General features: G+C 69.0%; 24 protein-coding genes. 6 read left to right on the plus strand and 18 right to left on the minus strand.

Features of this window, described 5'->3' with window-relative positions; all coding sequences use genetic code 11:
• Window positions 1-407 precede the first annotated feature (407 nt).
• The 9 genes from AB0M24_RS44840 to AB0M24_RS44880 all read right to left on the minus strand — a co-directional run bounded on the left by AB0M24_RS44840 (window position 408) and on the right by AB0M24_RS44880 (window position 7,445).
• A complete protein-coding gene (locus AB0M24_RS44840; protein ID WP_363780789.1) occupies window positions 408-1,097 on the minus strand; it encodes a ComEA family DNA-binding protein in 690 nt (229 codons plus the stop codon).
• Window positions 1,098-1,184: 87 nt separating this feature from the next.
• A complete protein-coding gene (locus tag AB0M24_RS44845) occupies window positions 1,185-2,078 on the minus strand; it encodes a DegV family protein (protein ID WP_363780791.1) in 894 nt (297 codons plus the stop codon).
• A gap of 20 nt (window positions 2,079-2,098) precedes the next feature.
• Window positions 2,099-2,812 carry a diglucosylglycerate octanoyltransferase gene (gene octT, locus AB0M24_RS44850; RefSeq protein ID WP_363780793.1) on the minus strand — a complete coding sequence of 238 codons (714 nt, stop codon included), beginning with the start codon at window positions 2,810-2,812 and terminating at the stop codon, window positions 2,099-2,101.
• Complete coding sequence (locus AB0M24_RS44855) at window positions 2,809-3,414, minus strand: histidine phosphatase family protein (protein ID WP_363780795.1); 606 nt, start codon at window positions 3,412-3,414, stop codon at window positions 2,809-2,811. Before AB0M24_RS44855 ends, octT begins: the two co-directional genes overlap by 4 nt.
• Window positions 3,415-3,422: 8 nt before the next feature.
• On the minus strand, window positions 3,423-3,806 hold the full coding sequence (rsfS, locus tag AB0M24_RS44860; protein ID WP_045316502.1) for a ribosome silencing factor: 384 nt from the start codon (window positions 3,804-3,806) through the stop codon (window positions 3,423-3,425).
• Window positions 3,807-3,947: 141 nt separating this feature from the next.
• Entirely contained in the window at window positions 3,948-4,151 is a 204-nt protein-coding gene (locus AB0M24_RS44865) for a cold-shock protein (protein WP_030468099.1), read from the minus strand.
• A gap of 85 nt (window positions 4,152-4,236) precedes the next feature.
• Entirely contained in the window at window positions 4,237-4,818 is a 582-nt protein-coding gene (gene nadD / locus AB0M24_RS44870) for a nicotinate-nucleotide adenylyltransferase (protein WP_363780797.1), read from the minus strand.
• Between the two features lie 181 nt (window positions 4,819-4,999).
• Window positions 5,000-6,163, minus strand: a complete 1,164-nt coding sequence (locus tag AB0M24_RS44875) for a cytochrome P450 (protein WP_363780799.1) — start codon at window positions 6,161-6,163, stop codon at window positions 5,000-5,002.
• Between the two features lie 16 nt (window positions 6,164-6,179).
• Window positions 6,180-7,445, minus strand: coding sequence for a glutamate-5-semialdehyde dehydrogenase (locus tag AB0M24_RS44880; RefSeq protein WP_363780801.1), 1,266 nt, complete (start codon window positions 7,443-7,445; stop codon window positions 6,180-6,182).
• Window positions 7,446-7,508: 63 nt separating this feature from the next.
• On the opposite strand from AB0M24_RS44880, the gene AB0M24_RS44885 reads away from it, so the two are divergent.
• Window positions 7,509-9,593 (plus strand): RecQ family ATP-dependent DNA helicase, encoded by a 2,085-nt coding sequence (locus AB0M24_RS44885; RefSeq protein ID WP_363780803.1) that lies wholly within the window; start codon window positions 7,509-7,511, stop codon window positions 9,591-9,593.
• 60 nt (window positions 9,594-9,653) lie between these two features.
• A complete protein-coding gene (locus AB0M24_RS44890; RefSeq protein ID WP_363780805.1) occupies window positions 9,654-10,559 on the plus strand; it encodes a PrsW family glutamic-type intramembrane protease in 906 nt (301 codons plus the stop codon).
• Here AB0M24_RS44890 and AB0M24_RS44895 read toward each other — a convergent pair whose 3' ends face one another.
• Together AB0M24_RS44895 and AB0M24_RS44900 are read right to left on the minus strand one after the other, a co-directional pair.
• Entirely contained in the window at window positions 10,560-12,791 is a 2,232-nt protein-coding gene (locus AB0M24_RS44895; RefSeq protein ID WP_363780807.1) for an Ig-like domain-containing protein, read from the minus strand.
• A gap of 93 nt (window positions 12,792-12,884) precedes the next feature.
• Window positions 12,885-13,610: an alpha/beta hydrolase gene (locus tag AB0M24_RS44900; protein WP_363780809.1), complete on the minus strand. Its 726-nt coding sequence runs from the start codon at window positions 13,608-13,610 to the stop codon at window positions 12,885-12,887.
• A 40-nt stretch (window positions 13,611-13,650) separates the two neighbouring features.
• On the opposite strand from AB0M24_RS44900, the gene AB0M24_RS44905 reads away from it, so the two are divergent.
• On the plus strand, window positions 13,651-14,835 hold the full coding sequence (locus AB0M24_RS44905; protein ID WP_363780811.1) for a cytochrome P450: 1,185 nt from the start codon (window positions 13,651-13,653) through the stop codon (window positions 14,833-14,835).
• Here AB0M24_RS44905 and AB0M24_RS44910 read toward each other — a convergent pair.
• The gene (locus AB0M24_RS44910) at window positions 14,813-15,226 is read right to left on the minus strand and encodes an anthrone oxygenase family protein (protein WP_363780813.1); all 414 of its coding nucleotides are present in this window, start codon (window positions 15,224-15,226) and stop codon (window positions 14,813-14,815) included. The two genes, AB0M24_RS44905 and AB0M24_RS44910, sit on opposite strands and share 23 nt — an antisense overlap.
• An 81-nt stretch (window positions 15,227-15,307) precedes the next feature.
• On the opposite strand from AB0M24_RS44910, the gene AB0M24_RS44915 reads away from it, so the two are divergent.
• Window positions 15,308-16,207 carry an AraC family transcriptional regulator gene (locus AB0M24_RS44915; RefSeq protein WP_363780815.1) on the plus strand — a complete coding sequence of 300 codons (900 nt, stop codon included), beginning with the start codon at window positions 15,308-15,310 and terminating at the stop codon, window positions 16,205-16,207.
• A gap of 201 nt (window positions 16,208-16,408) precedes the next feature.
• Here AB0M24_RS44915 and AB0M24_RS44920 read toward each other — a convergent pair whose 3' ends face one another.
• On the minus strand, window positions 16,409-16,783 hold the full coding sequence (locus AB0M24_RS44920) for a VOC family protein (RefSeq protein WP_363780842.1): 375 nt from the start codon (window positions 16,781-16,783) through the stop codon (window positions 16,409-16,411).
• A gap of 211 nt (window positions 16,784-16,994) precedes the next feature.
• On the opposite strand from AB0M24_RS44920, the gene AB0M24_RS44925 reads away from it, so the two are divergent.
• Window positions 16,995-17,579, plus strand: a complete 585-nt coding sequence (locus AB0M24_RS44925; protein WP_363780817.1) for an alpha/beta hydrolase — start codon at window positions 16,995-16,997, stop codon at window positions 17,577-17,579.
• A gap of 12 nt (window positions 17,580-17,591) precedes the next feature.
• The gene (locus AB0M24_RS44930) at window positions 17,592-18,857 is read left to right on the plus strand and encodes an MFS transporter (protein WP_363780819.1); all 1,266 of its coding nucleotides are present in this window, start codon (window positions 17,592-17,594) and stop codon (window positions 18,855-18,857) included.
• On the opposite strand, the gene proB is transcribed toward AB0M24_RS44930, so the two are convergent.
• From proB to AB0M24_RS44955, 5 genes are all read right to left on the minus strand, one after another.
• Window positions 18,850-19,977 carry a glutamate 5-kinase gene (proB, locus tag AB0M24_RS44935; protein ID WP_363780821.1) on the minus strand — a complete coding sequence of 376 codons (1,128 nt, stop codon included), beginning with the start codon at window positions 19,975-19,977 and terminating at the stop codon, window positions 18,850-18,852. The two genes, AB0M24_RS44930 and proB, sit on opposite strands and share 8 nt — an antisense overlap.
• Window positions 19,978-19,980: 3 nt before the next feature.
• Window positions 19,981-21,438: a GTPase ObgE gene (gene obgE / locus AB0M24_RS44940; RefSeq protein ID WP_363780823.1), complete on the minus strand. Its 1,458-nt coding sequence runs from the start codon at window positions 21,436-21,438 to the stop codon at window positions 19,981-19,983.
• Window positions 21,439-21,543: 105 nt separating this feature from the next.
• The gene (gene rpmA, locus AB0M24_RS44945) at window positions 21,544-21,801 is read right to left on the minus strand and encodes a 50S ribosomal protein L27 (RefSeq protein WP_355450450.1); all 258 of its coding nucleotides are present in this window, start codon (window positions 21,799-21,801) and stop codon (window positions 21,544-21,546) included.
• Window positions 21,802-21,815: 14 nt separating this feature from the next.
• Window positions 21,816-22,127, minus strand: a complete 312-nt coding sequence (gene rplU / locus AB0M24_RS44950; RefSeq protein ID WP_045316485.1) for a 50S ribosomal protein L21 — start codon at window positions 22,125-22,127, stop codon at window positions 21,816-21,818.
• A gap of 241 nt (window positions 22,128-22,368) precedes the next feature.
• Window positions 22,369-25,347, minus strand: a complete 2,979-nt coding sequence (locus AB0M24_RS44955; RefSeq protein ID WP_363780826.1) for a translation initiation factor IF-2 N-terminal domain-containing protein — start codon at window positions 25,345-25,347, stop codon at window positions 22,369-22,371.
• Window positions 25,348-25,411 lie beyond the last annotated feature (64 nt).

The raw sequence follows: 25,411 nt of genomic DNA on the forward strand, positions 1-25,411 counted from the left end.
GGGCAGGCGGCATGAGCAGTGGGTGTGCGGTAAGCAGCCGGGGGCTCGGGGCGATCACCTGGCGGGTGCTTGAGGCGCGCCTCAGAGGCGGTCTGCTGTGCAGAGGCGGCAGGACGATTTCGGCGGAGCCAGCGAGCTTGGTGGCGGTAGCGAGGCTGGGGGCGGGCCTGCTGGTGGGAGTGGGCCTGGCGGCGGAGGTGGGTAGGCGCGCAGCAGGTGGCGGATCGCCGAGGTCAGCGGGCCAGGGCCGCGGCGACGTTTGCGGGCGTTGGTCGGGTGGAGAGGGAAGGCGATGGTGATCTGGCGGAGGGGGTGGGTGTGGTCGGCCGCAGGTGGGGAGGCTCGGGTCAGGGGGTGCAGGCGGGCCTTGGCGCGCAGGTAGAGGGCCAGGGCACTGGTGGCGAGGGTCATGTGTGGACCAGGTCGGCCAGCTTGGCGAGCTTGGAGTCGCCGATGCCTTCTATCTCGCGGAGTTGGTCGACGGAGGCGAACGGGCCCTTGCGAGTGCGGTGGTCGACGATGCGTTGAGCCGTCACGGGGCCTACGCCGGGCAGGGTGTCCAGTTCGGACGCTGTGGCCGAGTTCAGGTCCAGTGTGGACGGGGCCGCGGCGTGGCCTGCTGGAGGCGGGATGCCCACGGCTATCTGCTCGCCGTCGACGAGTTTCCGGGCCAGGTTCAGGTTGTGGAGGTCGGCGCCTGGTTTGAGGCCACCGGCCAGGCGGATGGCGTCGGCCACGCGGGCACCTGACGTCACCGTCACGAGGCCTGGCGTGGCGACCTCGCCGACCACGTTCACAACCAGTTCCGGAGCGGGGGCCGTGGTGCTCACCAGCGCCACGGCGGGTGCCTCCTCCGCGGCTGGACTCTGCCACCAGCTGCCCAGGCCGATCACCGTGCAGGCGACGGCGATGCCCAGGGCCAGGAGGCCTCGGCGCGGGAGTCGGGGCAGGCGTGGCAGGCGGAGGCGGCGGGGTGTGCCGTGTTCGTCGGAGGCTTCTGAACGGGCGTGGACCAGGGTCGGGTCGGCGCGGACCTTCTCAGCCAGGGCGGCGAGGCGGTCGCTCGCGCTGTCGGCCGGATGGGGGCGGGGGAGCATGGGGGTGACGCTACGGAGTGGGGTGGGTGGGGAGACCGGGTTGAGCCCGGGGCTGTGGATTACTCGCGGGTTGTGGACAGGTCGCGATCACTCGGGGCTGGAGAGCGGGGAATTGTCGGGGGTGTGTGGGAGGATGTCGGGTCCTCCCGGCAGCACCACCACGCCCAGCACTCCTGGACCCGTGTGCGCACCGATCACCGCGCCGACCTCCGAGATGACGCACCCCGTCGAGCCAGGCAGGCGTTCGTCGAGGCGAGTGGCCAGCTCAGCGGCCCGTTCGGGAGCGGCCAGGTGGTGCACGGCGAGCCCCACGGGTCCGTCGCCCGCCGCAGCCGCCGCCAGATCCACCAGGCGGCCCACCGCCCGGCTCATCGTGCGCACCTTCTCCAGCGGCACGATCCGGCCGTCATCCATGTGCAGCAACGGCTTCACGGCCAGCGCGGTCCCCACCAGGGCCGCCGCCGTCCCGATCCGGCCACCCCGCCGCAGGTGCTCCAGGGTCTCCAGGCAGAAGAACATCCGGGTCTGCGCGGCAGCCGACGACGCCGCTTCCTCCACAGCCGCGTGCGAACGTCCGTCAGCGACAGCCGCACACGCGCGCAACACCGCGAACCCGAGCCCCATGCCCGTCGACCGCGAGTCCACGACCCGGATCCGCGACGGGTCGACCTCCTCCGCGGCCAGCCGTGCGGCCTCCCACGTCCCGGACAGCTCACGAGAGAGATGCACGGACACGACAGCGTCAGAGGAAGACAGGACGTCCCGGTAGACGTCCGCCATCTCCCCCGGTGTCGGGCGGGACGTGGTCACGCGGCGATGCTCGGCCAGCGCACCCGCGAGCTCGAAAGGACCGAAGTCGACGCCATCGAGGCGTCCGGCACCGTCGACCGCCACGTGCAGCGGCACCACGGTGATCGAATGGCGCTTCGCGAACCCCTCGGGCAGGTATGCCGTGGAGTCGGTGACGATGGTGATGCGCACGAGCGACGAGCCTACGGTGCTCACTCCTCCGAGGGACTCAACGCCACGGACGAGATCAAAGCGGCCATCGCCTTGCCCACGAGTTCGTGCCCCTCCCAGCCCCAATGCATCCCGTCCGGATTTCCGGAACCGGACCGCACGTGCTCCCCGATGACGGCAGGCAGGTCCAGCAACGGCACACCCGCGGACGCGCCCCACCCGCGCACAGCCGAAACCGCAGCCGCGTGTCCCTGATGCGCGGACGCATACGTAGGCGCCCGATGCACCGACGGCACGATCCCGACCGCCGGCATCGTGTACTGGAGATTGCGCACGGACTGCAACATGTCCCGCAGATACCGCGCGGTCAGCCGAGGAGGCAGCGACGCGCGCGCGTAGGGCGCCAACAACGGCTGAGCCGCCGCATAGCGCGCACGCACCCACCGCCGCAGCCAGTCAGGCCGCACATAACGCAGCCCCTCACGCAGATACGTGGGCAACGGCGATGGCAACGTGTCCATGCTCCCCACGGCGAACACCAGAACGTCCGTGGACGGCAGCAACGACCAGATCCGCGGATCCCCGGTCAACGCCCACCAGGCGTCCCGAGCCGTCCACCCGAACCCGGCCGCGAGCTCCGCGGACCCACCCAGCGACGAAGCACAGATGTTGTGCCACAGCTGCGGATGATCAGCGGGTAACGGCCCGGAAGGCCCGAAGAACGACAGCGAGTCCCCGAGGACGAGCAGTCTCAACGCGTGGTGCCCGCGTTGTACGACGTCAGCCGCCACCGGTCGTTGCGCCGCGTGAACACGGTCCAGTGGCAGTTCGAGATGCCGCCGAGCTGCGACCACGTCTGCACCGGCAGATCCAGCAGCCGCCCGGTCAACGCGCTGATCAGGCCACCGTGCGCGCACAGCATGACGGTGCCGGAGAACTCCGCGTCCACCTCGTGCACGACCTGGATGGCCCGCTCGGCCACCTCGACCCGCGACTCGCCGTCCGGCGGTGTGAAGGTCGGATCGGTGCGCCACACCGTCACCTGGCCAGGCCATTCCTGCTCGACCTCTGCCAGGTTGAGCCCCTGCCACTTGCCCAGGTGGGTCTCGCGCAGCCGTTCGTCGATCCGCAGCGGGATGTCCGTCGACGACGTGAACACCCCGGCGGTGTTGCGCGCGCGCTGCAGGTCGGAGGCGACCACGATCTCCGGTTCGAACCCGGCGAGCACCGGCACGGCGAACCTGGCCTGGTTCAAGCCGGTCTCGGTGAGCGCCGCGTCCAGATGACCCTGCAGGCGGCCTGTCGCGTTGTAGTCGGTCTCACCGTGCCGCCACAGCACGAGCCGGCTCAGGGTCATCAGCTACCTCATTCAGCCGTGGAGTCGGCGGGGACGTCCGCTTCGAACTCGATGCGCGGGCAGTCCTTCCACAGCCGCTCCAGGCCGTAGAAACTGCGCTCCTCCGTGTGCTGAACGTGCACGACGACGTCCACGAAGTCCAGCAGCACCCACCGGCCCTCGCGAGCCCCTTCGCGGCGCACCGGCTTCGTACCGGCCTCCCGCAGCTTCTCCTCGATGTTGTCGACGATCGCGCCGACCTGCCGCTCGTTGGGAGCGGACGCGATCACGAACACGTCCGTGATCACGAGCTGGTCGGAGACGTCGAGCACCGTCACGTCGTGCGCCTTCTTGTCGGCCGCTGCGTTCGCCGCGACCAGCGCCAGCCGTCGTGCCTCGTCGGTGGCTGCCACGTCACTCCTCTGACTTCCGGCGGGCGTCGATACGCCCACACGAGTTACTGAGAGTACCGGCGACCGCCAACGGTTACTTCACATGCAGGCATGAGGAAGGCCACCCCAGCGCCCTGGAGTGGCCTTCACCTGCGCCGAAGCTTAGAGCGGGCGGACCTGCTGGGCCTGCGGCCCCTTCTGGCCCTGACCGACCTCGAACTCGACCTTCTGGTTCTCCTCAAGCGAGCGGAACCCCTTGGACTGGATCTCCGAGTAGTGCACGAAGACGTCAGCCGAGCCGTCGTCGGGGGCGATGAAGCCGAACCCCTTCTCGGCGTTGAACCACTTCACGGTGCCTGTAGCCAAAGTCTTGCCTTCCACGAACCAGCAACAACCCGCTGATTGTGGCTCCCCGCGCTCTCGGATGCACGCAAAATCCACTCGAACGTGGTCACGACTCGGAGTACAAGCCCGTTTTGGCGATGTACTGGACGACACCGTCCGGGACCAAATACCAAACCGGCTGGCCCGAGGCCGTCCGCGCGCGGCAGCCCGTGGACGAGATCGCCATGGCCGGGACCTCGATCAACGACACTGCTCCTGGCGGCAGGTGACGGTCGTTCAGGGTGTAACCCGGACGAGTGACCCCGATGAAGTGGGCCAGTTCGAACGCGTCGGCGGCTCGCTTCCACGACAGGATCTGCTCCAGCGCGTCGGCACCCGTGATGAAGAACAGGTCCGCGTCCGGGTACTGCTTCTTCAGGTCCGTGAGCGTGTCGACGGTGTACGTGGGGCCGTCGCGGTCGATGTCCACGCGACTGACCGAGAACCTGGGGTTGGACGCCGTGGCGATGACCGTCATCAGGTAGCGGTCCTCCGCCGGCGAGACCTCGCGCGACGCCTTCTGCCAGGGCTGACCCGTCGGCACGAAGATCACGCGGTCCAGGTCGAACTTGCTCTGCACCTCGCTGGCCGCCACGAGGTGACCGTGGTGGACGGGGTCGAACGTGCCGCCCATGACGCCGATGCGCATCCCGGAAGCGTAGACGGGCGCCGGACCGCTCCCGTGGTCCAGCGCCCGTCGTGCTGATCACACCGCACGGCCCAGGGGGAGGACGGGCCGTTCGGGTCGCGGCCCACCCCGAAGCAGAGCCGCGCAATGGAGGAACGAACGCCCCGCGCTCCCCTTACGCGGATCCGCGAAGATTTTTTCGCTACCAGGCCACCACGAGCTTCACAGGGCCCCTGACCAGCGAACCCTTGCGGAACTCGACGGGTTCCGCGAGCCGCAGACCGGGCATGCGGCGCAGCATCGTGCCGAGCGCGACCTGCAGCTCCATCCTGGCCAGCTGCGCGCCGAGGCAGAAGTGGATGCCGTGTCCGAACTGCAGGTGCCCGCCGGCCTGACGCTCCAGGTCCAGCTCGTCGCTCTTCGGGTACACCGACTCGTCCCGGTTCGCCGACGACACGACGACCAGCACGGCGTCGCCTTCTTTGACCAGCGCGTTGCCGACCTGGACGTCCTCTGTCGCGATGCGGGTGAAGCCGGCACCACTACCCAATGGGATGAACCTCAGCAGCTCCTCGATGGCGTTCGGGAGGTTCTCCTCGGTCAGCCGCTTCAGAGCGTCCGGGTGGTCCAGCAGCGTCACGACGCTGTTGGCGATCATGTTCGCCGTCGTCTCGTGGCCGGCGACGAGCAGCGTGATGCCGAACCGGACGAGCTCGTCCTCGCTCAGCCGGTCCTCGTTGTCACGGGCGGCGACGAGCCCGCTGATCAGATCGTCCGTGGGCTGCTCACGGCGTTGGGCGACGAGGTCGGTGAAGTAGGCGTGCAGCTTCATCACGCCGTCCATCGCCTCTTCCGGCGTGTAGCTGCCGACCGTGGACAACGCCTGGTTCGACCACAGGCGGAAGTCGGCGCGGTCCTCGAACGGAACACCGAGCAGCTCGCAGATGACCGTGATCGGGAACGGCATCGAGAAGCCCTCGACGAGGTCGCCCGGGTTGTCCAGGCGGTCGAGCAGGTCGTCGACGATCCGCTGCGCACGCGGACGCAGCTCCTCGATCCGCCGCACCGTGAACGCCTTCGACACCAGACGACGCATGCGCGCGTGGTCGGTGCCATCGGTCGTGAGGATGGAGCCGCCGGGCGCGATGAGGGGCTGCATCCTCGGCACGTCCTGCTCGACCGTTCGCTCTCGACTGAACCTCGGGTCGCCGAGCACGAACTTCGTCTCTTCGTAGGACGTGACGAGCCAGCCCTCGCCGCCGTACGGATACGTCACGCGCGTGACGGGTTCTTCACGCCGTAGACGTTCATAGGTCGGGTCGAGGACCAGCGCGTCAGTTTCGGAGAACGGGTAGGTGGGAGCCATGTCTCCCAACGTAGATCTACGCCTTGGGACGCGTGTGACCTTCGCCCCAGACGACCCATTTCGAGGACGTCAGCTCGGATAGGCCCATCGGACCGCGGGCGTGCAGCTTCTGCGTGGAGATGCCGATCTCCGCGCCCATGCCGAACTCCGCGCCGTCCGTGAACGCCGTGGAGGCGTTGACGAACACCGCCGCCGCGTCCACCCGCGTCGTGAACTTCCGGGCCGCCGCAACGTCGTTCGTCACGATGGCCTCGCTGTGGCCGGAGCCGTACGTCGCGATGTGCCGCACCGCGTCGTCCAGCGAGTCGACGACCTTCGCCGCGATGTCGAGGCTCAGGTACTCGGTGCCCCAGTCGTCGTCGTTCGCTTCCACGACGTCGGCCTGCTGCGCGAACGTGGCGTCACCGTGGATGATCACGCTCTCCTGCTGCAACGCCTTGGTGATGCGCGGGACGAACTCGTGCGCCACGTCCTTGTGCACCAACAACGACTCGGCCGCGTTGCACACGCTCGTGCGCCGCGTCTTGGCGTTGAGGACGATCGCCTCGGCCATGTCGAGGTCCGCGTGCTTGTCGACGTAGACGTGGCAGTTGCCGACGCCGGTCTCGATCGTGGGAACCGTGGCCTGCTGCACGACCGCGTTGATCAAACCCGCGCCACCGCGGGGAATCACCAGGTCGACGAGGCCGCGCGCGGTGATGAGGTGGGTGACGGACGCACGGTCGTGGCACGGCAGCAACTGCACCGAGTCCGCGGGCAAGTTCACGCTTTCGAGTGCATCGCGCAGGACCGCGACGAGCGTGGTGTTGGAGTTCTCGGCGGTCGAGGAACCCCGCAGCAGCGCCGCGTTGCCCGACTTCAGCGCGAGACCGGCGGCGTCGACCGTGACGTTCGGGCGGCCCTCGTAGACCATGCCGACGACGCCCATCGGGACGCGGACCTGCTTGAGCTCCAGTCCGTTCGGGAGGATGCCGCCGCGCAGCACCTCACCGACCGGGTCCGCCTGTCCCGCAACGGTTTCCAGGCCTACCGCGACACCTTCGATGCGGGACTCGTTGAGCGTCAGACGGTCCAGGATGTTGTCTGGCAGACCAGCGGCTTTGCCCGCTTCGAGGTCCTTCTTGTTGGCCTCGATGATCTCTGGCGCACGCTCGCGGAGAGCGGCGGCCATCGCGTGCAGCGCGGTGTCCTTGCGCTCGCGGGTGGCGAGGACGAGTTCGTCGGCGGCGACGCGGGCGCGGCGAGCTGCCGCGTGGACCTGGTCGCGCAGGTCATCAGTCACGCCACACAGCTTACGACCTGCGACAATCACAATTGTCAGACCCGCCTGGCAAGCTTGCTCCCCATGGACGACATCGCGTTGCGAGAGCTGGCCGAAGAACGGCTGCGGGCACTGGCGGGCCCGGAGGCGGTGCTGCGCGAGGACCAGTGGACGGCGATCCACACCCTCGTCGCTCAGCGCCGCAGAGCTCTCGTCGTCCAGCGCACCGGCTGGGGCAAGTCGGCTGTGTACTTCATCGCGACGGCGTTGCTGCGGCAGCTCGGTGAGGGCCCGACTGTCATCGTCTCGCCACTGCTCGCGTTGATGCGCAACCAGATCGACGCGGCGGCACGGGCCGGTGTGCACGCGGTGACGATCAACTCGGCGAACACCGACGAGTGGGACGCCGTGCAGGAGCAAGTCGCGGCCGGCGACGTCGACGTGCTCCTGGTGAGTCCGGAACGGCTGAACAACCCCGACTTCCGGGACGCGGTGCTTCCTTCCCTGACGGCGTCCGCGGGCATGCTCGTGGTCGACGAGGCGCACTGCATCTCGGACTGGGGTCACGACTTCCGGCCGGACTACCGCAGGCTGCGGACGTTGCTGACGGAGCTGCCACCGGGAGTGCCGGTGCTGGCGACGACGGCCACGGCCAACAACAGGGTGGTCCACGACGTCACCGAGCAGCTCGGGCTCGGCGCCGACGAGGGCACGCTCGTCCTGCGCGGACCGCTGGACCGCGACAGCCTGCGTCTCTCGGTCGCCCTGCTGCCGACCGCCGAGTCACGCCTCGGGTGGCTCGCGGAACAGCTCGACCGGCTGCCGGGCTGCGGCATCATCTACACGCTCACGGTGGCGGCGGCGGACGACATAGCGGCGTTCCTCTCCTCTCGCGGGTTCACGGTGGCGGCGTACTCGGGCAAGACCGAGCCGGCCGAACGCGAACGCGCCGAGGAGGACCTGCTGACCAACCGGGTCAAGGCGCTGGTCGCCACCTCGGCACTCGGCATGGGTTTCGACAAACCGGACCTGGGCTTCGTCGTGCACGTCGGCGCGCCCTCGTCCCCCATCGCCTACTACCAGCAGATCGGCCGGGCGGGCCGCGGCGTCGAACGCGCCGAGGTCATCCTGCTGCCGGGCCACGAGGACCGCGACATCTGGTCGTACTTCGCGTCTTTGGCGTTCCCGCCGGAGGTCGTGGTGCGCCAGGTGCTGTCGGCGCTGTCCTCCTCTGGCAAACCGCTGTCGACGGCGGCGCTGGAACCGGTGGTCGAGCTGTCCCGCAGCAGGCTCGAAGTCGTGCTGAAGGTGCTGGACGTCGACGGCGCGGTCCGTCGGGTCCGCGGCGGCTGGGAGTCGACCGGCCGCCCGTGGGAGTACGACGGCGAAAGGTATGCGCGCATCGCCGAAGCGCGTAAGGCCGAGCAGCAGGTGATGGTCGACTACCTCCGCACACCGTCGTGCCGCATGAAGTTCCTGCAGGACCAGCTGGACGATCCGACCTCCCACGACTGCGGCCGGTGCGACAACTGCACCGGCGAACGGCTGTCGGTCGAGGTGTCGGAGTCCGCAGCAGGCGCAGCCCGCGAACGCCTGCTCCGGCCAGGTCTGGACGTGGCACCGCGCAAGATGTGGCCAACCGGTATGGCCGCGATCGGTGTCTCGCTGTCCGGCAAGATCGGCCCGTCGGAGGTCGCCGAGACCGGCCGCGCCCTGGGCCGCCTCACTGACATCGGGTGGGGCACCAAGCTCCGCGACCTGCTCGCCGACGACGCCGACCGCGAGATCCCCGAGGACGTCTTCGCGGCCTGCGTGAAGGTGCTCTCGGCGTGGGGCTGGACCGACCGCCCGGTAGGCGTGGTGACGGTGGGTTCCCGCCGGCGCCCAACGCTGGTCGGCAGTTTCGGCCAGCGCATCGCCGCCATCGGCAGGTTGCCGTTGCTGGGCACCGTCTGGCTCGGTGAGTCGACGCACCGAGCCAACAGCGCCCAGCGCCTCGCCGGTCTCGTCCGATCCGGCGAGACACCGGACGTGTCAGGCGTGGACGGTCCCGTACTGCTGATCGACGACCACATCGACACCGGCTGGACGATGACGGTCGCCGCCCGGATGCTCAGGAAGGAGGGGGTGCCCGCGGTGTTGCCGTTCGCGCTGGCCGTCACGAACTGACGGGCGGCTGACCCCGATTTGTCCCGGTCGTGGCCGGGCGAGAAACTCCCGGCCATGGTGATGCCTGGACCGACTGCCCCGCGCACGCGCAGGTCGTGGCTGCGGATGTTCTTCATGGGGCTGGCGCTGTGGGTCGCGACGGTGGTGATCACGTATCTGACCGGCAACGCCAACCTGATCCCGACGATCGTGCTGCTCGGGAGCTTCCTGGTGCCGGCGACGTTCGTGGTGTGGGCGTTCGAGCACAGCCACTCCGGTGAGGTGACCGGGGAGATCGTGTTCCGGACGTTCGCGGTCGGCGGGGTGCTGGGCGTGCTCGGCGCGTCGTTGCTGGAGACGTACCTGCTGCATCCGTCGCCGTGGTTGTTCGTCGGTGTCGGGCTGATCGAGGAAGCGGTGAAGCTCGGCGCACTGGCGTTGCTCACGCGGCATCTGGTGCACAAGTCGACGCGAGACGGGCTGGTGCTCGGGGCGAGCGTCGGGTTCGGGTTCGCGGCCTTCGAGTCGGCCGGGTACGCGCTCACGGCGACGTTGACCGAGAACGGGCTGTCGTTGATGGACCTGGTGACGACGGAGTTGTTGCGGGGGTTCCTGGCGCCGTTCGGGCACGGGTTGTGGACGGCGATCCTGGGTGGGGTGTTGTTCTCGCGGAGTGGTCGCGAGCACTTCATGCTCACCGGGCGGCTGCTCTGGGCCTACCTCGGGGTGTCGATGCTGCACGCGCTGTGGGACTCGATGAACAGCATTGCCGTCGTGATCACGGTGGTGGTGACGGGTGAGCCATGGCAGGACAACGCGGAGCTCTTCACCGTGTTCACGTGGCTCGGGTTCGTGCTGATCTCCGTTGTCGGGGTGGCGTGGCTGCAAAGTTTGGTGCGGGCGTCCCGGCGGGAGTTCGCGCCGGTGCGCGGCTGGCCGCTGCGCACCGACGCGACGTGGTGGCCCGCTGGACGGCCACCGCACTGATCAGCAGTTGTGGATCGCCGAGGTCGCGGATGACACGACGAGGTCCACGCCGGGCAGGGTGATGTGCGCGCCGTTGACCTTGAGGCCGCCGGGTACCGGGACCTGTTCGTTGATCACGATCTTGCCGCCGGGCAGCGGGATCGTGGTGTTGGGCGCGGTGGTGACGGTGATCGGGATGCCGGCGACGGTAAGCGAACCGATCGTGACGGTGCCGGTGGCGCCGCCACATGTGCTGCGTGAGGTGGCTACGACGTCACGCAACCCCACGAGGCCGATGCCCAGTTCGGCGACGGAAGTGCGGGCGGTCGAGGTGCCCGGAGCGAGCGTCGTGGTCACTGACGTGCACAACGCGCGGGCGCCCACGGACAGGTTCGCGACGCACGGCGGCGCGGTGGTCGTTGCGCGTGCGACGCGGACTTCGCCGGTGTCAGGTGTAGGTGCGACGGTGAGGCCGAGTGCGTTGCCGGAGAGGCCGAAACCGCGGCCGGTCATGTGTTGCAGGCCGACAGTGGTGAAGGTGGTGCTCGGTTCGTAGAACTGGTCGCCTGCGAAGGAAGCCGTCACGGGAACCGTTGCGGCGGCGTTCAGCGGTTGGTCGACCGAGGTGATCGAGCAGTCCGCGATCCCTGCCGCGTCGGTCGTGTCCACACAGGACTGAGCGCCGAGGTGGAGCTGGACGCTGCGCTCGGCGACCGGGGTGCCGTCGTCCTCGGTGAGTTTCGCGGCGAGGCGCGCTGGTTCGGCGTTGGCCACAGTCGAGTCCCCGACGTAGGTGAGCGAGGTTTCTTCTTTGGTGACAACGAAATCGACTGCGGAACCGGATGGCAGCAGGCCCTTGCTGCCCGCGAAGGAAGCCGTCAGCGGGTAGGTTCCGGCTGGTTCGTTGGGCGTGATCGTGCACGACGCCACACCATCCGTGTTGGTTGTGCCGGTGCAGGTCTCGGCGTTGTTGAGCTTGAACGAGACCGGCTGGTCGCCGACCGGTGCGCCGGTGCCGGTGAGGGTCAGCCGGGCGGACACCGTTGCGGGGTCGTGGAAGTCGCCGGTGAGCGCGCCGGTGTAGGTGAGCGTGGTCGGTTTGCGGGTGACCTCGAACTGGACCTCGGTGGCCGACGGCTGGTGCACGATGTCGCCGCCGTAACCGATCGCCAACGGGTACGTGCCCGCGACCTCGTTCGGTGTGATCGCGCAGGAGGCGACTCCGTTGGTGTTGGTGGTGCCGACGCAGACCTCAGTGGCGTTGAGGCGGAACACCAGCGAGGCGTTGGGCACCGGGGTGCCCGAGGTCGTGGTGGTGAGGCGGGCGGAGAGCGTCACCGGGTCGCCGGTGAAGCCGGAGGCCGGGCCGGTGTAGGTGATCGTCGTGGACTCGACGAGGTAGCTGATCGTCACCGACGGCTGTTCGTCGGTTTCCTCCAGGGAGAAGTTCGAGACGCCGGCACCCTCGCGGGCCGAGCCGTTGCCGCCGTCACCGCCGCTGATCGCGAAGAGCAGCGGGGCCGGGGTTCCATAGCCGGACGCGCCGCCGCCACCGCCGAACCAGCCACCGCCGCCCCCTCCCCCGCCGCCACCACCGGCGGTCCCGGGGTTGCCGGGTGCGCCGAGGCCGCCGCGCCCGAAAGCGCCGGGAGCGCCGGGGAATCCGCCCGGCAACGGGATACCAGGGGTGCCGCCGCCGTTGTCGCCGCCGTCGCCGCCGTTGCTCGCCGAACCGCAGCCGATGGCGAAGCAGCGTCCGCCGCCGCCACCACCGCCCGGCGCGACGACCAGTCTGCTGGCGAGGCTGTCGCACGGAGCCGCGGCCGAGCAGAGCCGCACATCGCTCGCGCCGCCACCGGCACCACCGGCGAACGGCGTGCCCAATCCTCCCGGCGCGCCGCCGCCGAAGCCTGGCGTGCCACCGTTCACACCGCTGCCGTTGCCGCCGTTCTGGCCGACGGCGACCACGAGTTGCGTGACTCCGGACGGGACGGCGAGGTCGGCGGTGGCTCGGTAGCCGCGTCTGCCTTCGGGCGCGGATCCGTCGCCGCCATCAGCGCCGTTGCCGCCGCGTCCACCGATGGCGGTGATGCGGAGCTTCGTGACGCCTGCGGGGACGGTGTAGGTCTGTTCGCCGCCGGTCGGGTGGAACGTCCGGGAGACGAAGTGGTCGGCGAGTGCCGGTGGTGCGAACACGACGCTCGCACCGATCAGTCCAATGGTGAGCGCCGTCGCGAGCCTGGCTCGGGGCATCGGGGGTGCCTTCCGTGCGAGAGGGGCCCCGACCCGGCGAAAGGATCTCGCAAAGCAGTTCGGGGCGGCACGAACTTCACCCGAACGCCACGTTCACAGATCCGTTCGGACCAGGAACCGTTGCACGGCGTCGCGGAACTCCTCCGGCCGGTTGCTGTGGACGCGATGGCCCGCGTCGATCGTCATCAGTTCGCAGCGCGGGATCTCCGCGGCCACTTCTTCCAAGCGCTCCAAGGGAATGCTGCTGCGTCGACCGCCGCTGATCACCAGCGTCGGAGCCTTGATCGCGGCCAGACCGGCCCACCACAACGGGTCCGGCGCGCGGAGCTGGGTCAGGATCTGCGGCACCATCCGTCGGTCGAACCGGCGTCGGAACAAGCCCTGCACGGCGAGGAACAGCGCCAGGCCTCGACGAGGCACGCGGGGCGGGCCGGAGCGGGGCGGCGGTGGCGGGTCTTCCAGCACGAGCTTGCGGACGCGGTCCGGACGACGGCCGGCGAGCAACGCCGCGACGTGCGCACCCAACGAATGGCCGATGAGGTCGAACTCGGCGATGTCGAGAGCGTCGAGCACTCCCACTACGTCGCGTTGCACCGAGTCGAGGCGGTAGTCACCGGTCCACGCGCTTCCGCCGTGGCCGCGCAGGTCAGGGGCGATCACGAGGCGCCCCTCGGCGACCAACGCGCGGGTGAGCCGGGTCCACGTCGCCGAAGTACTGGCCAACGCGTGCAGGAGAACGACCGGCGGACCTTCGAGTGGTCCGTCGAAGCGGTAGGCGATGGAGACACCGCCGACGTTCAACGTGGGCAGTGGAACCATTGCTGACCGTCCCCCGGTGCGGTGTGGCACTGTCGTCCCCATGATTCCGGACGTCGTGCGGTTCCGGCAGGCCGATCTTCTATCAGGTCTGCACCGGAGGTTCGGACCGGTGGTGCGCATGGGGCCCTACACCTACCTGCTCGGACCGGAAGCGAACCAGTTCGTGTTCGCCAACTCCGACCTGTTCGAGGTGGAACGGGCTTTCCAGGTGCTGGTGCCGGTGGACGGGCCGACGTCGTTGATCGTGAGCGACGGCGAGGACCACAAGAGGCGGCGCCGGTTGGTGCAGCCCGCGTTGGTGCATCGGCAGATCGCGAACTACGTGCCGGTGATGGAGGCCAACGCCTCCACGACGCTCGATTCCTGGCGACCGGGCCAGATCGTCGACGCGTACCAGGAGTTCCGCCGGGCCATCAGGCGCAGCACCATCCACGCGCTGTTCGGGGAGAGGCTCGCGCAGGACTCGGAGTTCTTCGGCGCGCACCTGCAGCTGCTGATCAACCTGATCGACCGCAACCCGGCGGTGGTGACGTTGCTCAGGAAGCTGAAGACTCCCGCGTGGCGCAACGCGATGAGGGCGCGCCGGGCCGTGGACGCGCGGGTTTACAAGGCGATCGAGGAGACGCGCCAAGGCAACACGGCCGGAGATGTGCTCACCACTCTCGTGCAGAGCGACGGGCTGAGCGACCTCGAAGTGCGCGACCAGGTCGTCACGCTGATCGCCGCCGGATACGAGACGACTTCCGGTGCGATGGCGTGGGCTGTGTTCAACCTGTTGCGGCACAACGGTGTTTGGGAGCGCGCGCTTCAGGACGACGACTACCTGTCGAACGTCGTCAACGAGACGTTGCGGCTCTATCCGCCCGCTGTGGTGTCGGCACGCGTTGCGGCGCAACCGTTCGAGTTCGCCGGGAAGAAGATCAAGGAAGGTACGTTCCTGCTGTACAGCCCGTACGTCACGCATCGGCTGAGCAGTGTCTGGCCGGATCCGCTGCGGTTCGCCCCTGACCGCTGGGAGCACAAGCCCGCGCCGCACGAGTTCCTGCCGTTCGGGGGCGGGCCGCACCGGTGCATCGGTGCCGGGCTAGCCACCACCGAGCTGACCGTGATGCTGAAAGCGTTGCTGCAGCGGCCAAAACCTTCATTGGTTCCGCAACGCATCACGCCGACGAGCGTCGCCGCGATGCGCCCGAAGCACGGCCTCAGAATCCGAGTGGCAGGATGATCATCGAGCCCAGGCACGCGACGGTCCGGACGTGGTTCCAGAGCGTCCACCTGCGCAGGTACTCGGGCCAGTAAGCGTCATCGGTCCGTTCAAGACGGTTGTTCATCGGCACGTTGACGAACATCGTCAGCAGGAAGCAACCGACGATGTAGAGCAGGCCACCCACGTACCGGCCGTCGAAGATGATCTCGCCGAGGCACAGGACGACGTTGCCGAGGAACACCAGCAGGAACACCGGGTTCTGGATCCGGACGTTGATCCGGCGCATCGCACCGCGGGCGTTCTCGGGCGGCAGATCAGCGAGGCCCGGCATGACGGCGACGGAGAACGCGAAGAACAGGCCTGCCATCAGGCCGGAAGCGATGACTGCGAGCATTCCGTAGATCCCCATGCCGCTAACTGTGACCGGTGCGCCGCGGACTCTCAATGACAATTCATCGCTTTGGCTTGCTCATTCGTCCAGACTGGGTACATGACGGACGCGTTAGGCGAAGCGCTGCACCTGCTGCGGATGTCCGGCACCTTCTACTGCCGGACCGAGCTCACCGAGCCGTGGGGCCTGACGATGCCCGACATGGCCGACTGCCTGTGGTTCCACGTCCTCACGAGCGGCTCGTGCGAGATCGAAGTCGACGGCTCGGTGACGGCCTTGGAACCCGGCGACGTGCTGCTGGTGCCCGGCGGCCAGGGACACCGGCTCTTCTCCGGTGACGCCCCAACACCGCTGGTCACAACGCTGCCGCACACCTTCGAAACCGACAACTACGCGATCTTGCGCCACGGCTCCGGCGGTGCCGTGACGCACCTCGTGTGCGGCGCCGTCCGCTTCGACCACCCGGCCGCCCGGCACCTGATCAAGGTCCTGCCGCACGTGCTGTACGTGCGGCAGGCCGACGACATGCGCGCCACCATCGACCTCATGGCCGCCGAAGCCCTCAACCTGCGCCCCGGCGGCGAAGCGGTGATCACCAGGCTCGCGGACGTCCTGGTGATCCAGACGATCCGCTCGTGGCTCGCCAACGACCCGGCCGCGCGCACCGGCTGGCTCGGCGCGTTGCAGGACCATCAGATCGGCCAAGCCCTGGCCCTGATCCACCGCGACCCCGCGCAACCGTGGACCGTGGAACGCCTGGCGCACCAGACCGCGATGTCCCGGTCGGCGTTCGCGGCGCGCTTCACCGAACTCGTCGGCGAACCTGCCATGCGCTACGTGACGCGGTGGCGCATGCACGTGGCGATGAACCGGTTGCGGGACCGCGACAGCACGGTCAGCGAGATCGCGCGCGGCCTCGGCTACGAGTCGGAGGCCGCGTTCAGCCGGGCGTTCAAACGGATCGTGGGGGTGTCGCCGGGTCAGGCGAGGGCGGGCTGAGGTCGACCGCAGCAGGTCGGCCAGGCGGGTCGGGCCGCAGCAGGTCAGCCAGGCGGGGACAGGGCCGCAGCAGGTCAAGCGCAGGCGGGCTGCGGCCGGCCCCAGCAGGTCAGCCAGGCGGGTCGGGTCGCAGCAGGTCAAGCGCGGGCGGGCTGCGGCCGGCCCCAGCAGGTCGGCCAGGCGGGGCCGGGCCGCAGCAGGTCAGGCGCGGGCGGGCTGAAGGAGGTCCCAGCGGTTGCCGTAGAGATCCTCGAAGACGGCCACCTTGCCGTAGACCTCCTCGCGCGGCGCCTCCAGGAAGCGGACGCCGAACGACGTCATGCGGGCGTGGTCGCGATCGAAGTCGTCGGTGTTCAGGAAGAACCCGACGCGGCCGCCGGTCTGGTCACCGACTCGTGCTGACTGCTGGTCCGTGTCGGCCTGGGCCAGCAGCAGGGCCGCTCCCTCGCCCGCGGAGACCACCACCCAGCGCTTGTGGCCTTGCGGGGTGTCCTCCACCAGCGTGAAGCCCAGACCGTCCACGTAGAAGCGGATCGCCTCGTCGTAGTCGCGGACCACCAACGTCACCAAACCCATTGAACGCACGCCGATGAGTATGGCCTGATGAGGCAGCCGCGCAGATGCTCGCCCCTGTGCGCTCCTTCCTTCTGTCGCGGTGAAGATGACCATGTATTCGTGACATCTACTAGAGAGCGCCAGGCGTGGATCAGGACGAGGTTCACCCGTGTGGGTGGGCAGCGTCGTTGAGTGCCGATGAGTGTGAGCGCCGAACGAGGTCTAACAGCGCATGACCGAGACTCTTGTGCTTCTGCATCCTGGCGGCGCGGACCCGTCGGCGTTCGGGCCGCAGTTGGACGCGCTCAAGGACTTCACGCTGCACGCGCCGCATCGCGTCGACCAGGCCACGCAGGACCACATGGAGATGGCCGAACAAACCGTGGCGTTTCTGGAGACGACGGGGCCGGCGCACCTGCTCGGGTGCAGTGACGGGGCGACGATCGCTCTCCTGACCGCTCACCTCAGGCCTGACCTGGTCCACAAGCTGATCGTGGTGTGCGGGGTGTTCCACCACGACGGCTGGGATCCGGCTACCGAGCTCACGCCGATGCACCACCGGTCGCCGAGCCTCACCGCGCAGGATCTGAGCACGCTGCCGACCAGGACGCTGATCATGATCGGTGACGATGACGAGGTGACGCTGGAGCACGCGACGGCCATGTTCCGGGCGCTCGAGAACGCCGAGCTCGCGGTTGTTCCCGGGACGTCGCACGGGTTGCTGCACGAGAAACCGGGGCTGTGCAACGCGATGATCGTTGACTTCCTGACCAACGAGCCAGTTGAGACGTACGCTCCTATTCGTCGCCGTGTGTGACAAGGTGACCGCATGGCGGTTACTTCGGAAACCCATCGACTGCCCGTGCGCAAGCTGGTCGCGGCCTCGGCCGGGAACGCGGTCGAGTGGTACGACTGGGGGATCTACACGGCGTTCAGCATCTACTTCGCCACCCAGATCTTTCCGAAGGGCAACGAGGCCGCGGCGCTGCTGAGCACGTTCGCCACGTTCGCGCTGGCGTTCTTCTTCCGGCCGCTCGGCGGGTATCTGCTCGGCAGGTTCGCGGATCTCAAAGGGCGCAGGACCGCGATGTTGCTGACGATCGCGTTGATGTCCGGTGGGTCGGTGGTGATCGGGGTGCTGCCGACGTTCGACCAGGTCGGGTGGCTGTCGCCGGCACTGCTCGTCGTAGCACGCATCGCGCAGGGGATGGCGTTGGGCGGCGAGGTGTCCAACGCGTCGGCGTACCTCGGGGAGATCGCGAAACCCAGTCATCGCGGCAGGTACTCGTCGTTCTTCTACATCTCGACGGGGGCGGCGGTGCTCATCGCCTCGCTGCTCGGGTTCTTCCTGTCCCGCGGCCTCGACAAGGCCGCCATGGCCGAGTACGGGTGGCGTGTGCCGTTCCTGATCGGTGGGGTGCTCGGGCTGGTCGGGTTGTGGCTGCGCCGCGAACTGCCCGAAACGGAACAGTTCGAGGAGAACAAGGCCAAGGCCGAGAACCTGCGCAATCCGCTCATGCTCACCCTCAAAGAGCACCCGAAGGCGGTCGGGCAGCTCATCGGGGTGACGTTGCTGTCGACGCTGTGCTTCTACACGTTCTTCTCAGCGCTGACGCCGTTCGCGGTGAAGTCCAAGGGCGCCAACGACATCGACGTGTTCCTGGCGTTGTCGATCGGCACGGTGGTGTTCATCGCGCTGCAGTATCCGATGGGGTGGCTGGCGGATCGCTACGGGCGCAAGCCGCAGATCCTGGTGTGGTCGGCGGCGATGGCCCTGCTGATCGTGCCGCTGTCCGCGCTGGTCAAGCCGGGACTGGCCAACCTGGTGATCGTGTTCGTAGTAGGGCTCGCGCTGTACACGACGATCACGTCGATCGCGCCTGCGTTGATGAGCGAGCTGTTCCCCACCGAACTGCGCGGCCTCGGCATCGGCGCTTGGTACAACCTCACGGTCGCGCTGTTCGGCGGCACCGCGCCGCTGGTCATTCAGGCCGTGGGTGGCACGGTGTTCTTCTGGTACGTGGCGGTGGCAGCGGTGATCTCGTTCCTGGTGATCCTGACGCTGCCCGAGACGAAGAACAAAGAACTCACCTAGCGAGCGGCACCAGGTCGTCGGCGTGCACTACCTCGCGGCGCTGCTCCGACGGCAGGTCGTGGGTCTTGCGGCCGATCAACGACGGCAGTTCGGAAGCGTCGTAGCCCACGACACCGCGCGCAACGACGTCGCCCGCTAGCGACACCAGTTCGACGACGTCGCCGGCTTCGAAGTCGCCGTCCACGCCCGTGATGCCGGCCGCGAGCAACGAACGGCGTCGGCCGACCACGGCGGCGACCGCACCGTCGTCGAGGTGCAGGCGGCCGTTGGCGTCAGTGGCGTAGCCGAGCCAGAAGCGGCGGGCGGTCAGGCGCGAACCCGTTGCGGCGAAAGCAGTTCCGACGTCAGCCGAAGACAAAGCGCGAGATGCCTCCGTGGCGCTGGTCAGCAGCACGGGGATGCCCGCGGAGGAAGCCAGCCGGGCCGCGGCGAGCTTCGAGGCCATGCCGCCGGTGCCGAGGCCAGACGCGCCAACGGTTCCCGCTTGCACGCCGTCCACATCGGACGCCGAAGCGACCTCGGAGATCCGCACGGCACCGGGCTTGCGCGGGTCGCCGGAGTAGAGAGCGTCCACATCGGACAGCAGGAACAACGCGTCGGCACCGACCAGGTGGGCCACCAGAGCAGCGAGACGGTCGTTGTCGCCGAAGCGGATCTCTTCGGTGGCAACGGTGTCGTTCTCGTTCACGACCGGCACCGCGCCCAAGGCCAGCAACCGGGAGAACGTGCGCTGAGCGTTGCGGTAGTGCGAGCGGCGCACCACGTCGTCCGCGGTCAGCAGCACTTGACCCACAGTCAAGGAGTAGCGGCCGAACGAGTTCGCGTAGGCGTGCGCCAACGTCAGCTGACCGACGCTCGCCGCGGCCTGCTGCGTCGCGAGGTCACGCGGGCGGCGGGAGATCCCCAGCGGCGCAAGGCCTGCGGCGATCGCGCCGGACGACACCAGCACGACCTGGCTGCCCGCCGCACAACGAGCGGCCAGGGCGTCGACCAGCGCGTCGAGGCGCGCTGGGTCGAGGCCGCCCTCGGCCGTCGTCAAAGAAGAAGAACCGACCTTCACCACGATGCGCGCGGCCGAAGCCACCGCCTGCCGTGCCTGTGAGACCACGGGGGCCGTCACGGTTTACTCCTCGTCGAAGTCGTCGCCGTACTCGCCGGGCGCGCGGCGGGCCTTCTTCAGGGCCTTGCGCTCGTGGGCGCCGATGCGGTCGTTGCGCTCGAGACGGGCGTCCGTGCCACGTCCGGTCGGTGACATCGTCATCGCGATGCCGGCCGGCGTGGTCGGCTCCCAGTCGAAGACCAGGTCGCCGATGGTGACCTGGCAACCGGGAATGGCGCCCATCTTCACGAGCTTGTCCTCGACGCCCAGCCTGTTCAGGCGGTCCGCGAGGTAACCGACGGCTTCGTCGTTGGAGAAGTCGGTCTGGCGGATCCAGCGCTCCGGGCGTTCGCCCTTGACGATGAAGCCACCCTCGACCGAGGGGTCCTCGGTCACGGTGAAGCCCTGGTCGTCCACGGCGGTCGGCCGCAGCACGATGCGGGTCGATTCCTTCTTCGGCTGGGCGGCGCGGTAGTCGCGCACGACCTCGGCCAGCTTGAACGTGAGCTCGCGCAGGCCTTCGCGCGACACGGTCGACACCTCGAAGACCGGCAGGCCGCGGGCCTCGATCTCCGGGCGGACGATGTCGGCCAGGTCCTTGGCGTCCGGGATGTCGATCTTGTTCAGGATCACCACGCGCGGACGGTCCGCGAAGTTGCCGCCCAAAGACGGCGTGTACTCCGCCAGTTCCTGCTCCAGTGCGTCGATGTCCGCGATCGGATCGCGGCCCGGCTCGTACGTCGCGCAGTCGACGACGTGGGCGAGCACGGCGGTGCGCTCGATGTGGCGCAGGAAGTCGAGGCCGAGGCCCTTGCCCTGCGACGCACCGGGAATCAGGCCGGGGACGTCGGCCATCGTGAAGATGGTCTCGCCCGCGGTGATCACGCCGAGGTTCGGCACCAGCGTGGTGAACGGGTAGTCGGCGATCTTCGGCTTCGCGGCGGACAGCACCGAGATCAGCGACGACTTGCCGGCCGACGGGAAGCCGAGCAGGCCGACGTCCGCGACGGACTTGAGCTCCAGCACCAGGTCACGCGTCTCGCCCGGCTCACCGAGCAGCGCGAAACCAGGCGCCTTGCGGGCCTTGGACGCGAGCGAGGCGTTGCCGAGACCGCCACGGCCACCGGCCGCCGCGATGAGCTGGGTGCCCTCGCCGACGAGGTCCGCGACGATCTCGCCGTCCTCGGTCAGCACGACGGTGCCGTCCGGGACGCGCAGGATCAGGTCGTCGCCGTTCGCGCCGTCGCGGTTCGCACCCGCGCCCGCCTTGCCGCTAGTGGCGGAGGCGTGCGGGCGGAAATGGAAGTCGAGCAGGGTGTGCACCTGCGAGTCGACGACGAGGACGACGTTGCCGCCGCTGCCTCCGTTGCCGCCGTCCGGGCCGCCGAGCGGCTTGAACTTCTCGCGGTGCACTGAAGCACAACCGTTGCCCCCGTTGCCGGCGGCAGCGTGGATCACCACCCGGTCTACGAAGCGGGCCACGGAACTACTCCCTTTCAGAAAGTCTTGCGAACAAGCAACGAGGGGCGGTGCCGGAAGACCGGTCCCGCCCCTCGCAGAGGTCTAACTACGTCGCGGAAACGGTCCTCAGACCGCAACCGGGACGATGTTGACGGTCTTGCGACCGCGCTTCATGCCGAACTCCACCGCACCCGGCTGCAGGGCGAACAACGTGTCGTCCTTGCCGATGCCCACACCGACGCCGGGGTGGAACTTGGTGCCGCGCTGGCGGATCAGGATCTCGCCGGCCTTGACGACCTGACCGCCGAACCGCTTCACACCCAGGTACTGGGGGTTGGAGTCACGGCCGTTGCGGGAACTGGACGCACCCTTTTTGTGTGCCATGAGAAGTCAGGTCCTCACTTACCGGTGATGCCGGTGACCTCGACGCGGGTCAGCTTCTGACGGTGACCCTGGCGCTTGTGGTAGCCGGTCTTGTTCTTGAACTTGTGGATGCGAATCTTCGGGCCCTTGGTGTGCTCGACCAGCTTGCCGGTGACCGAGAACTTCTCCAGGGCCGCCGCGTCAGCGGTGACGTTGGTGCCGTCGACCACGAGCAGCGCCTGGAGGGAGATTTCGGTGCCCGGCTCGCCCTCGAGCTTCTCGACCTCGACGATGTCGCCGACAGCGACCTTGTACTGCTTGCCGCCGGTCTTGACGATCGCGTACATCAGGACGGAAGTCTCCTGCTACTCGATGGTGACGGGCCATGCGCCAACCCATCTGCGAGAAACCAGCAGAGGGGGCACACGACAGGACCCGTCGGATGGCGGGCCGTCGACAAGGTTACGGGAGTGGGTACAGCGCAAGCAAACTGGGGTGCCCTGATCACGTTTGCGCAGGCTGTGCGGTCCCTCACACGACGAAACCGGGGCCGCTCGAAAGCGACCCCGGTCTCACCTCATCTCGCGATCAGCCCTCGTTGACCGGCGGTCCCGCGGGCCGCGACACGGCGCGGCGCCTGCGGGTGGTGGTGACCACCGGTGCGGGCATCTGGACCTCGGGCTGCTTCGGCACCTCGACGACCACCGGAGCGGGCGCCTCGTGCACGACCGGCGCACCGGCGGCGCGCTTGGCGGCACGACGGCGCGGGCGGGCCCCGGAAGCAGCCGCAGGAGCCTCCACGACGGGCGCGGGAGCCTCAGCGGCCTCCTCGGCCGCCTCCACCGCGGCGACGGCCTCAGCGGCGACCTCGGCCACCCCAGCGGCCTGTTCCGCGACCTCGGCGGACTCCTCCGCGACGAACTCGGCCAGCGTGACCGGCTCGACGAGCTCCTCGGCCGTCTCCTCGATCACCTCGGCGGCGGGCTCCTCCGCCGAGACCTCGACAACCGGCTCCTCGTGCGGCACGTGACCGTTGAGCGCCTGCTCCTCGACCACGACCGCGTCGACCACGGCCTCGACAGGTGCCTGCGGCTCCTTGTCGCGGCCACGACGACGACGGCGACGACGACCGGCGTGGCCCTCGTGCTCCTGGTCCGCGGCGACCGCGGACTCCGAGGTGTCCTCCGGCTCGCCCGGTTCGACGACCTCGACGACCTCGGGCTCGACGTCGGCCGGAGCCTCGGGGGCTTCCACTGCTGCCTCGACGACCTCGGCCGCCTGCTCGCCACCGCCCTTGTTGCGGCGCGACTTGCGGCCACCGCCCTGCTGCTGCGGCTGCTGCTGGCCGCCACCGTTGCCACCGCCGTGCGAGTGCACCGGCTCTGTGGACACGACGACGCCGCGGCCGCGGCAGTGCTCACACGTCTGGCTGAACGCCTCGAGCAGACCGGTGCCGACCCGCTTGCGGGTCATCTGCACCAGGCCGAGCGAGGTGACCTCGGCGACCTGGTGACGCGTCCGGTCGCGGCCCAGGCACTCGGTCAGGCGGCGCAGCACCAGGTCGCGGTTCGACTCCAGGACCATGTCGATGAAGTCGATGACGATGATGCCGCCGATGTCGCGCAGCCGGAGCTGGCGGACGATCTCCTCCGCCGACTCCAGGTTGTTGCGCGTGACCGTCTCTTCGAGGTTGCCACCGGATCCGGTGAACTTGCCGGTGTTGACGTCGATGACCGTCATCGCCTCGGTGCGGTCGATGATCAGGTAACCACCCGACGGCAGCCACACCTTGCGGTCGAGCGCCTTGAGCAGCTGCTCGTCGATGCGGTACTCGACGAACGCGTCGTTGTTGCCGACGTGCTTCTTCAGGCGGTCCTGCAGGTCCGGCGCCACGTGGCGGACGTAGGAGTCGATGACCTCCCACGCCTCGTCGCCCTGGACGACGAGCTGGGCGAAGTCCTCGGTGAACAGGTCGCGGACGACCTTCACCAGCAGGTCCGGCTCTTCGTAGAGCAGCGCCGGCGCCTTGGTGGAGGTGCTGTCGGACTTCTCCTTGATGACCTTCCACTGGGCCTGCAGACGCGTGACGTCGCGGCCGAGCTCCTCCTCGGAGATGCCCTCCGAGGCGGTGCGGATGATCACGCCGGCGTCCTCGGGGACGACGCGCTTGAGGATGTCCTTGAGGCGCTTGCGCTCGTTGTCCGGCAGCTTGCGGCTGATGCCCGTGGCACCGCCGCCCGGCACGTAGACCAGGAAGCGACCGGGCAGCGAGATCTGGGTCGTCAGGCGGGCGCCCTTGTGGCCGACCGGGTCCTTGGTGACCTGGACCAGCACGGAGTCGCCGCTGGAGAGCGCCTGCTCGATCTTGCGGGACTTGCCCTCGAGACCGGCGGCGTCCCAGTCGACCTCACCGGCGTACAGCACGGCGTTGCGGCCGCGGCCGATGTCGATGAACGCGGCCTCCATGCTCGGCAGCACGTTCTGCACGCGGCCGAGGTACACGTTGCCCACGATCGAGCCGCTGCCCGACGACGTGACGAAGTGCTCGACCAGCACGCCGTCCTCCAGCACGCCGATCTGGGTGCGGTCGCCGCGCTCGCGGACGACCATCGTGCGGGCCACGGCCTCGCGGCGGGCCAGGAACTCGGCCTCGGTCAGCACCGGGGCGCGGCGGCGGCCGGCCTCGCGACCGTCACGGCGGCGCTGGCGCTTGGCCTCGAGGCGCGTGGAGCCGCGGATGCTGCGGACCTCGTTCTGCGCGGCCTCGGAGTCGGCCTTGTCATCCCGCGCGTCACGCGACTCGCGGACGTGCACGACCGTGTTCGGCGGGTCGTCCTCGGACGACACGTCGTCGTCCGCGCCGGTCTTGCGGCGGCGGCGACGCCGGCGACGGCGGGTCGAGCCCTCGTCGCCCTCGTCGTCGGAAGCCTCGTCGGCGGCGTCGGTCTCCGAGGTGGCCTCGGCGTCGTCGGCCTGGCCCTCCTCGGTCTCCTCGGCGGCGTCGCCCTCGGCGCCCTTGCCACGACCGCGGCCACGACGGCCACGGCGGCGGCGACGACGGCCCTCGCCCTCGTCGTCCCCTTCGGCCTCGGCCTCCGCCTCGGCGGCGTCGAGCTCGTCCGCGGCGATCTCGCCGACCGACTTCTCCTCGACGACCTCGGGCTCTTCGACGACGAACGGCGACACGGCCGCCTTGGGTCGTTCGATCGGCTGAGGCGGCAGGAACACCGCGCTCGGGGCCGCGAAGATCGGCGCGAGCGCCGGGGCCTCGAACGCGGGCACGGCCGGGGCCTCGTAGTCCTCGGTGACCTCACCGGTGACGACGTCGTCCCAGTCCAGCAGCGTCTCGGCGACCTTGAGCGCGACGTCGCGGCTCACGCTCGACTGCGCGCTGCGGGCGACCTCGCCGAGGTCGGCGAGGGCCGTCATCACGTCCTTGCTGGAGACGTCCAGCAGCTTCGCCAGCGCGTGCACGCGCAGCTTGTCCGGCAGATCTGCCAGCTCAGGGCGTGCGGATACCACGCCCTGCCCGCCGGTGGGGCCGGCAGGCTTTTCCTTGTTCGACATGCAGCTCCTCCACCCCCGGGCGCGTCCCGTGAGGACGCGGCCGCGCAGGGGCCTCTCTTGTCTC

Origin of the sequence: Lentzea sp. NPDC051838 (assembly GCF_040681245.1) — a bacterium.
GTDB lineage: Bacteria > Actinomycetota > Actinomycetes > Mycobacteriales > Pseudonocardiaceae > Lentzea.

What these genes read in the sequence shown, in the direction of transcription:
- AB0M24_RS44905 (WP_363780811.1), top strand. Translation starts at nt 13,651, where the DNA reads ATGATTCCGGACGTCGTGCGGTTCCGGCAGGCCGATCTTCTATCAGGT.
- rplU (WP_045316485.1), bottom strand. Translation starts at nt 22,127, where the DNA reads ATGTACGCGATCGTCAAGACCGGCGGCAAGCAGTACAAGGTCGCTGTC.
- AB0M24_RS44890 (WP_363780805.1), top strand. Translation starts at nt 9,654, where the DNA reads ATGCCTGGACCGACTGCCCCGCGCACGCGCAGGTCGTGGCTGCGGATG.
- AB0M24_RS44900 (WP_363780809.1), bottom strand. Translation starts at nt 13,610, where the DNA reads ATGGTTCCACTGCCCACGTTGAACGTCGGCGGTGTCTCCATCGCCTAC.
- rpmA (WP_355450450.1), bottom strand. Translation starts at nt 21,801, where the DNA reads ATGGCACACAAAAAGGGTGCGTCCAGTTCCCGCAACGGCCGTGACTCC.
- AB0M24_RS44910 (WP_363780813.1), bottom strand. Translation starts at nt 15,226, where the DNA reads ATGGGGATCTACGGAATGCTCGCAGTCATCGCTTCCGGCCTGATGGCA.
- AB0M24_RS44925 (WP_363780817.1), top strand. Translation starts at nt 16,995, where the DNA reads ATGACCGAGACTCTTGTGCTTCTGCATCCTGGCGGCGCGGACCCGTCG.
- AB0M24_RS44895 (WP_363780807.1), bottom strand. Translation starts at nt 12,791, where the DNA reads ATGCCCCGAGCCAGGCTCGCGACGGCGCTCACCATTGGACTGATCGGT.
- AB0M24_RS44915 (WP_363780815.1), top strand. Translation starts at nt 15,308, where the DNA reads ATGACGGACGCGTTAGGCGAAGCGCTGCACCTGCTGCGGATGTCCGGC.
- AB0M24_RS44855 (WP_363780795.1), bottom strand. Translation starts at nt 3,414, where the DNA reads ATGACCCTGAGCCGGCTCGTGCTGTGGCGGCACGGTGAGACCGACTAC.
- nadD (WP_363780797.1), bottom strand. Translation starts at nt 4,818, where the DNA reads ATGCGCATCGGCGTCATGGGCGGCACGTTCGACCCCGTCCACCACGGT.
- AB0M24_RS44840 (WP_363780789.1), bottom strand. Translation starts at nt 1,097, where the DNA reads ATGCTCCCCCGCCCCCATCCGGCCGACAGCGCGAGCGACCGCCTCGCC.
- AB0M24_RS44930 (WP_363780819.1), top strand. Translation starts at nt 17,592, where the DNA reads ATGGCGGTTACTTCGGAAACCCATCGACTGCCCGTGCGCAAGCTGGTC.
- AB0M24_RS44920 (WP_363780842.1), bottom strand. Translation starts at nt 16,783, where the DNA reads ATGGGTTTGGTGACGTTGGTGGTCCGCGACTACGACGAGGCGATCCGC.
- AB0M24_RS44885 (WP_363780803.1), top strand. Translation starts at nt 7,509, where the DNA reads ATGGACGACATCGCGTTGCGAGAGCTGGCCGAAGAACGGCTGCGGGCA.
- AB0M24_RS44955 (WP_363780826.1), bottom strand. Translation starts at nt 25,347, where the DNA reads ATGTCGAACAAGGAAAAGCCTGCCGGCCCCACCGGCGGGCAGGGCGTG.
- AB0M24_RS44875 (WP_363780799.1), bottom strand. Translation starts at nt 6,163, where the DNA reads ATGGCTCCCACCTACCCGTTCTCCGAAACTGACGCGCTGGTCCTCGAC.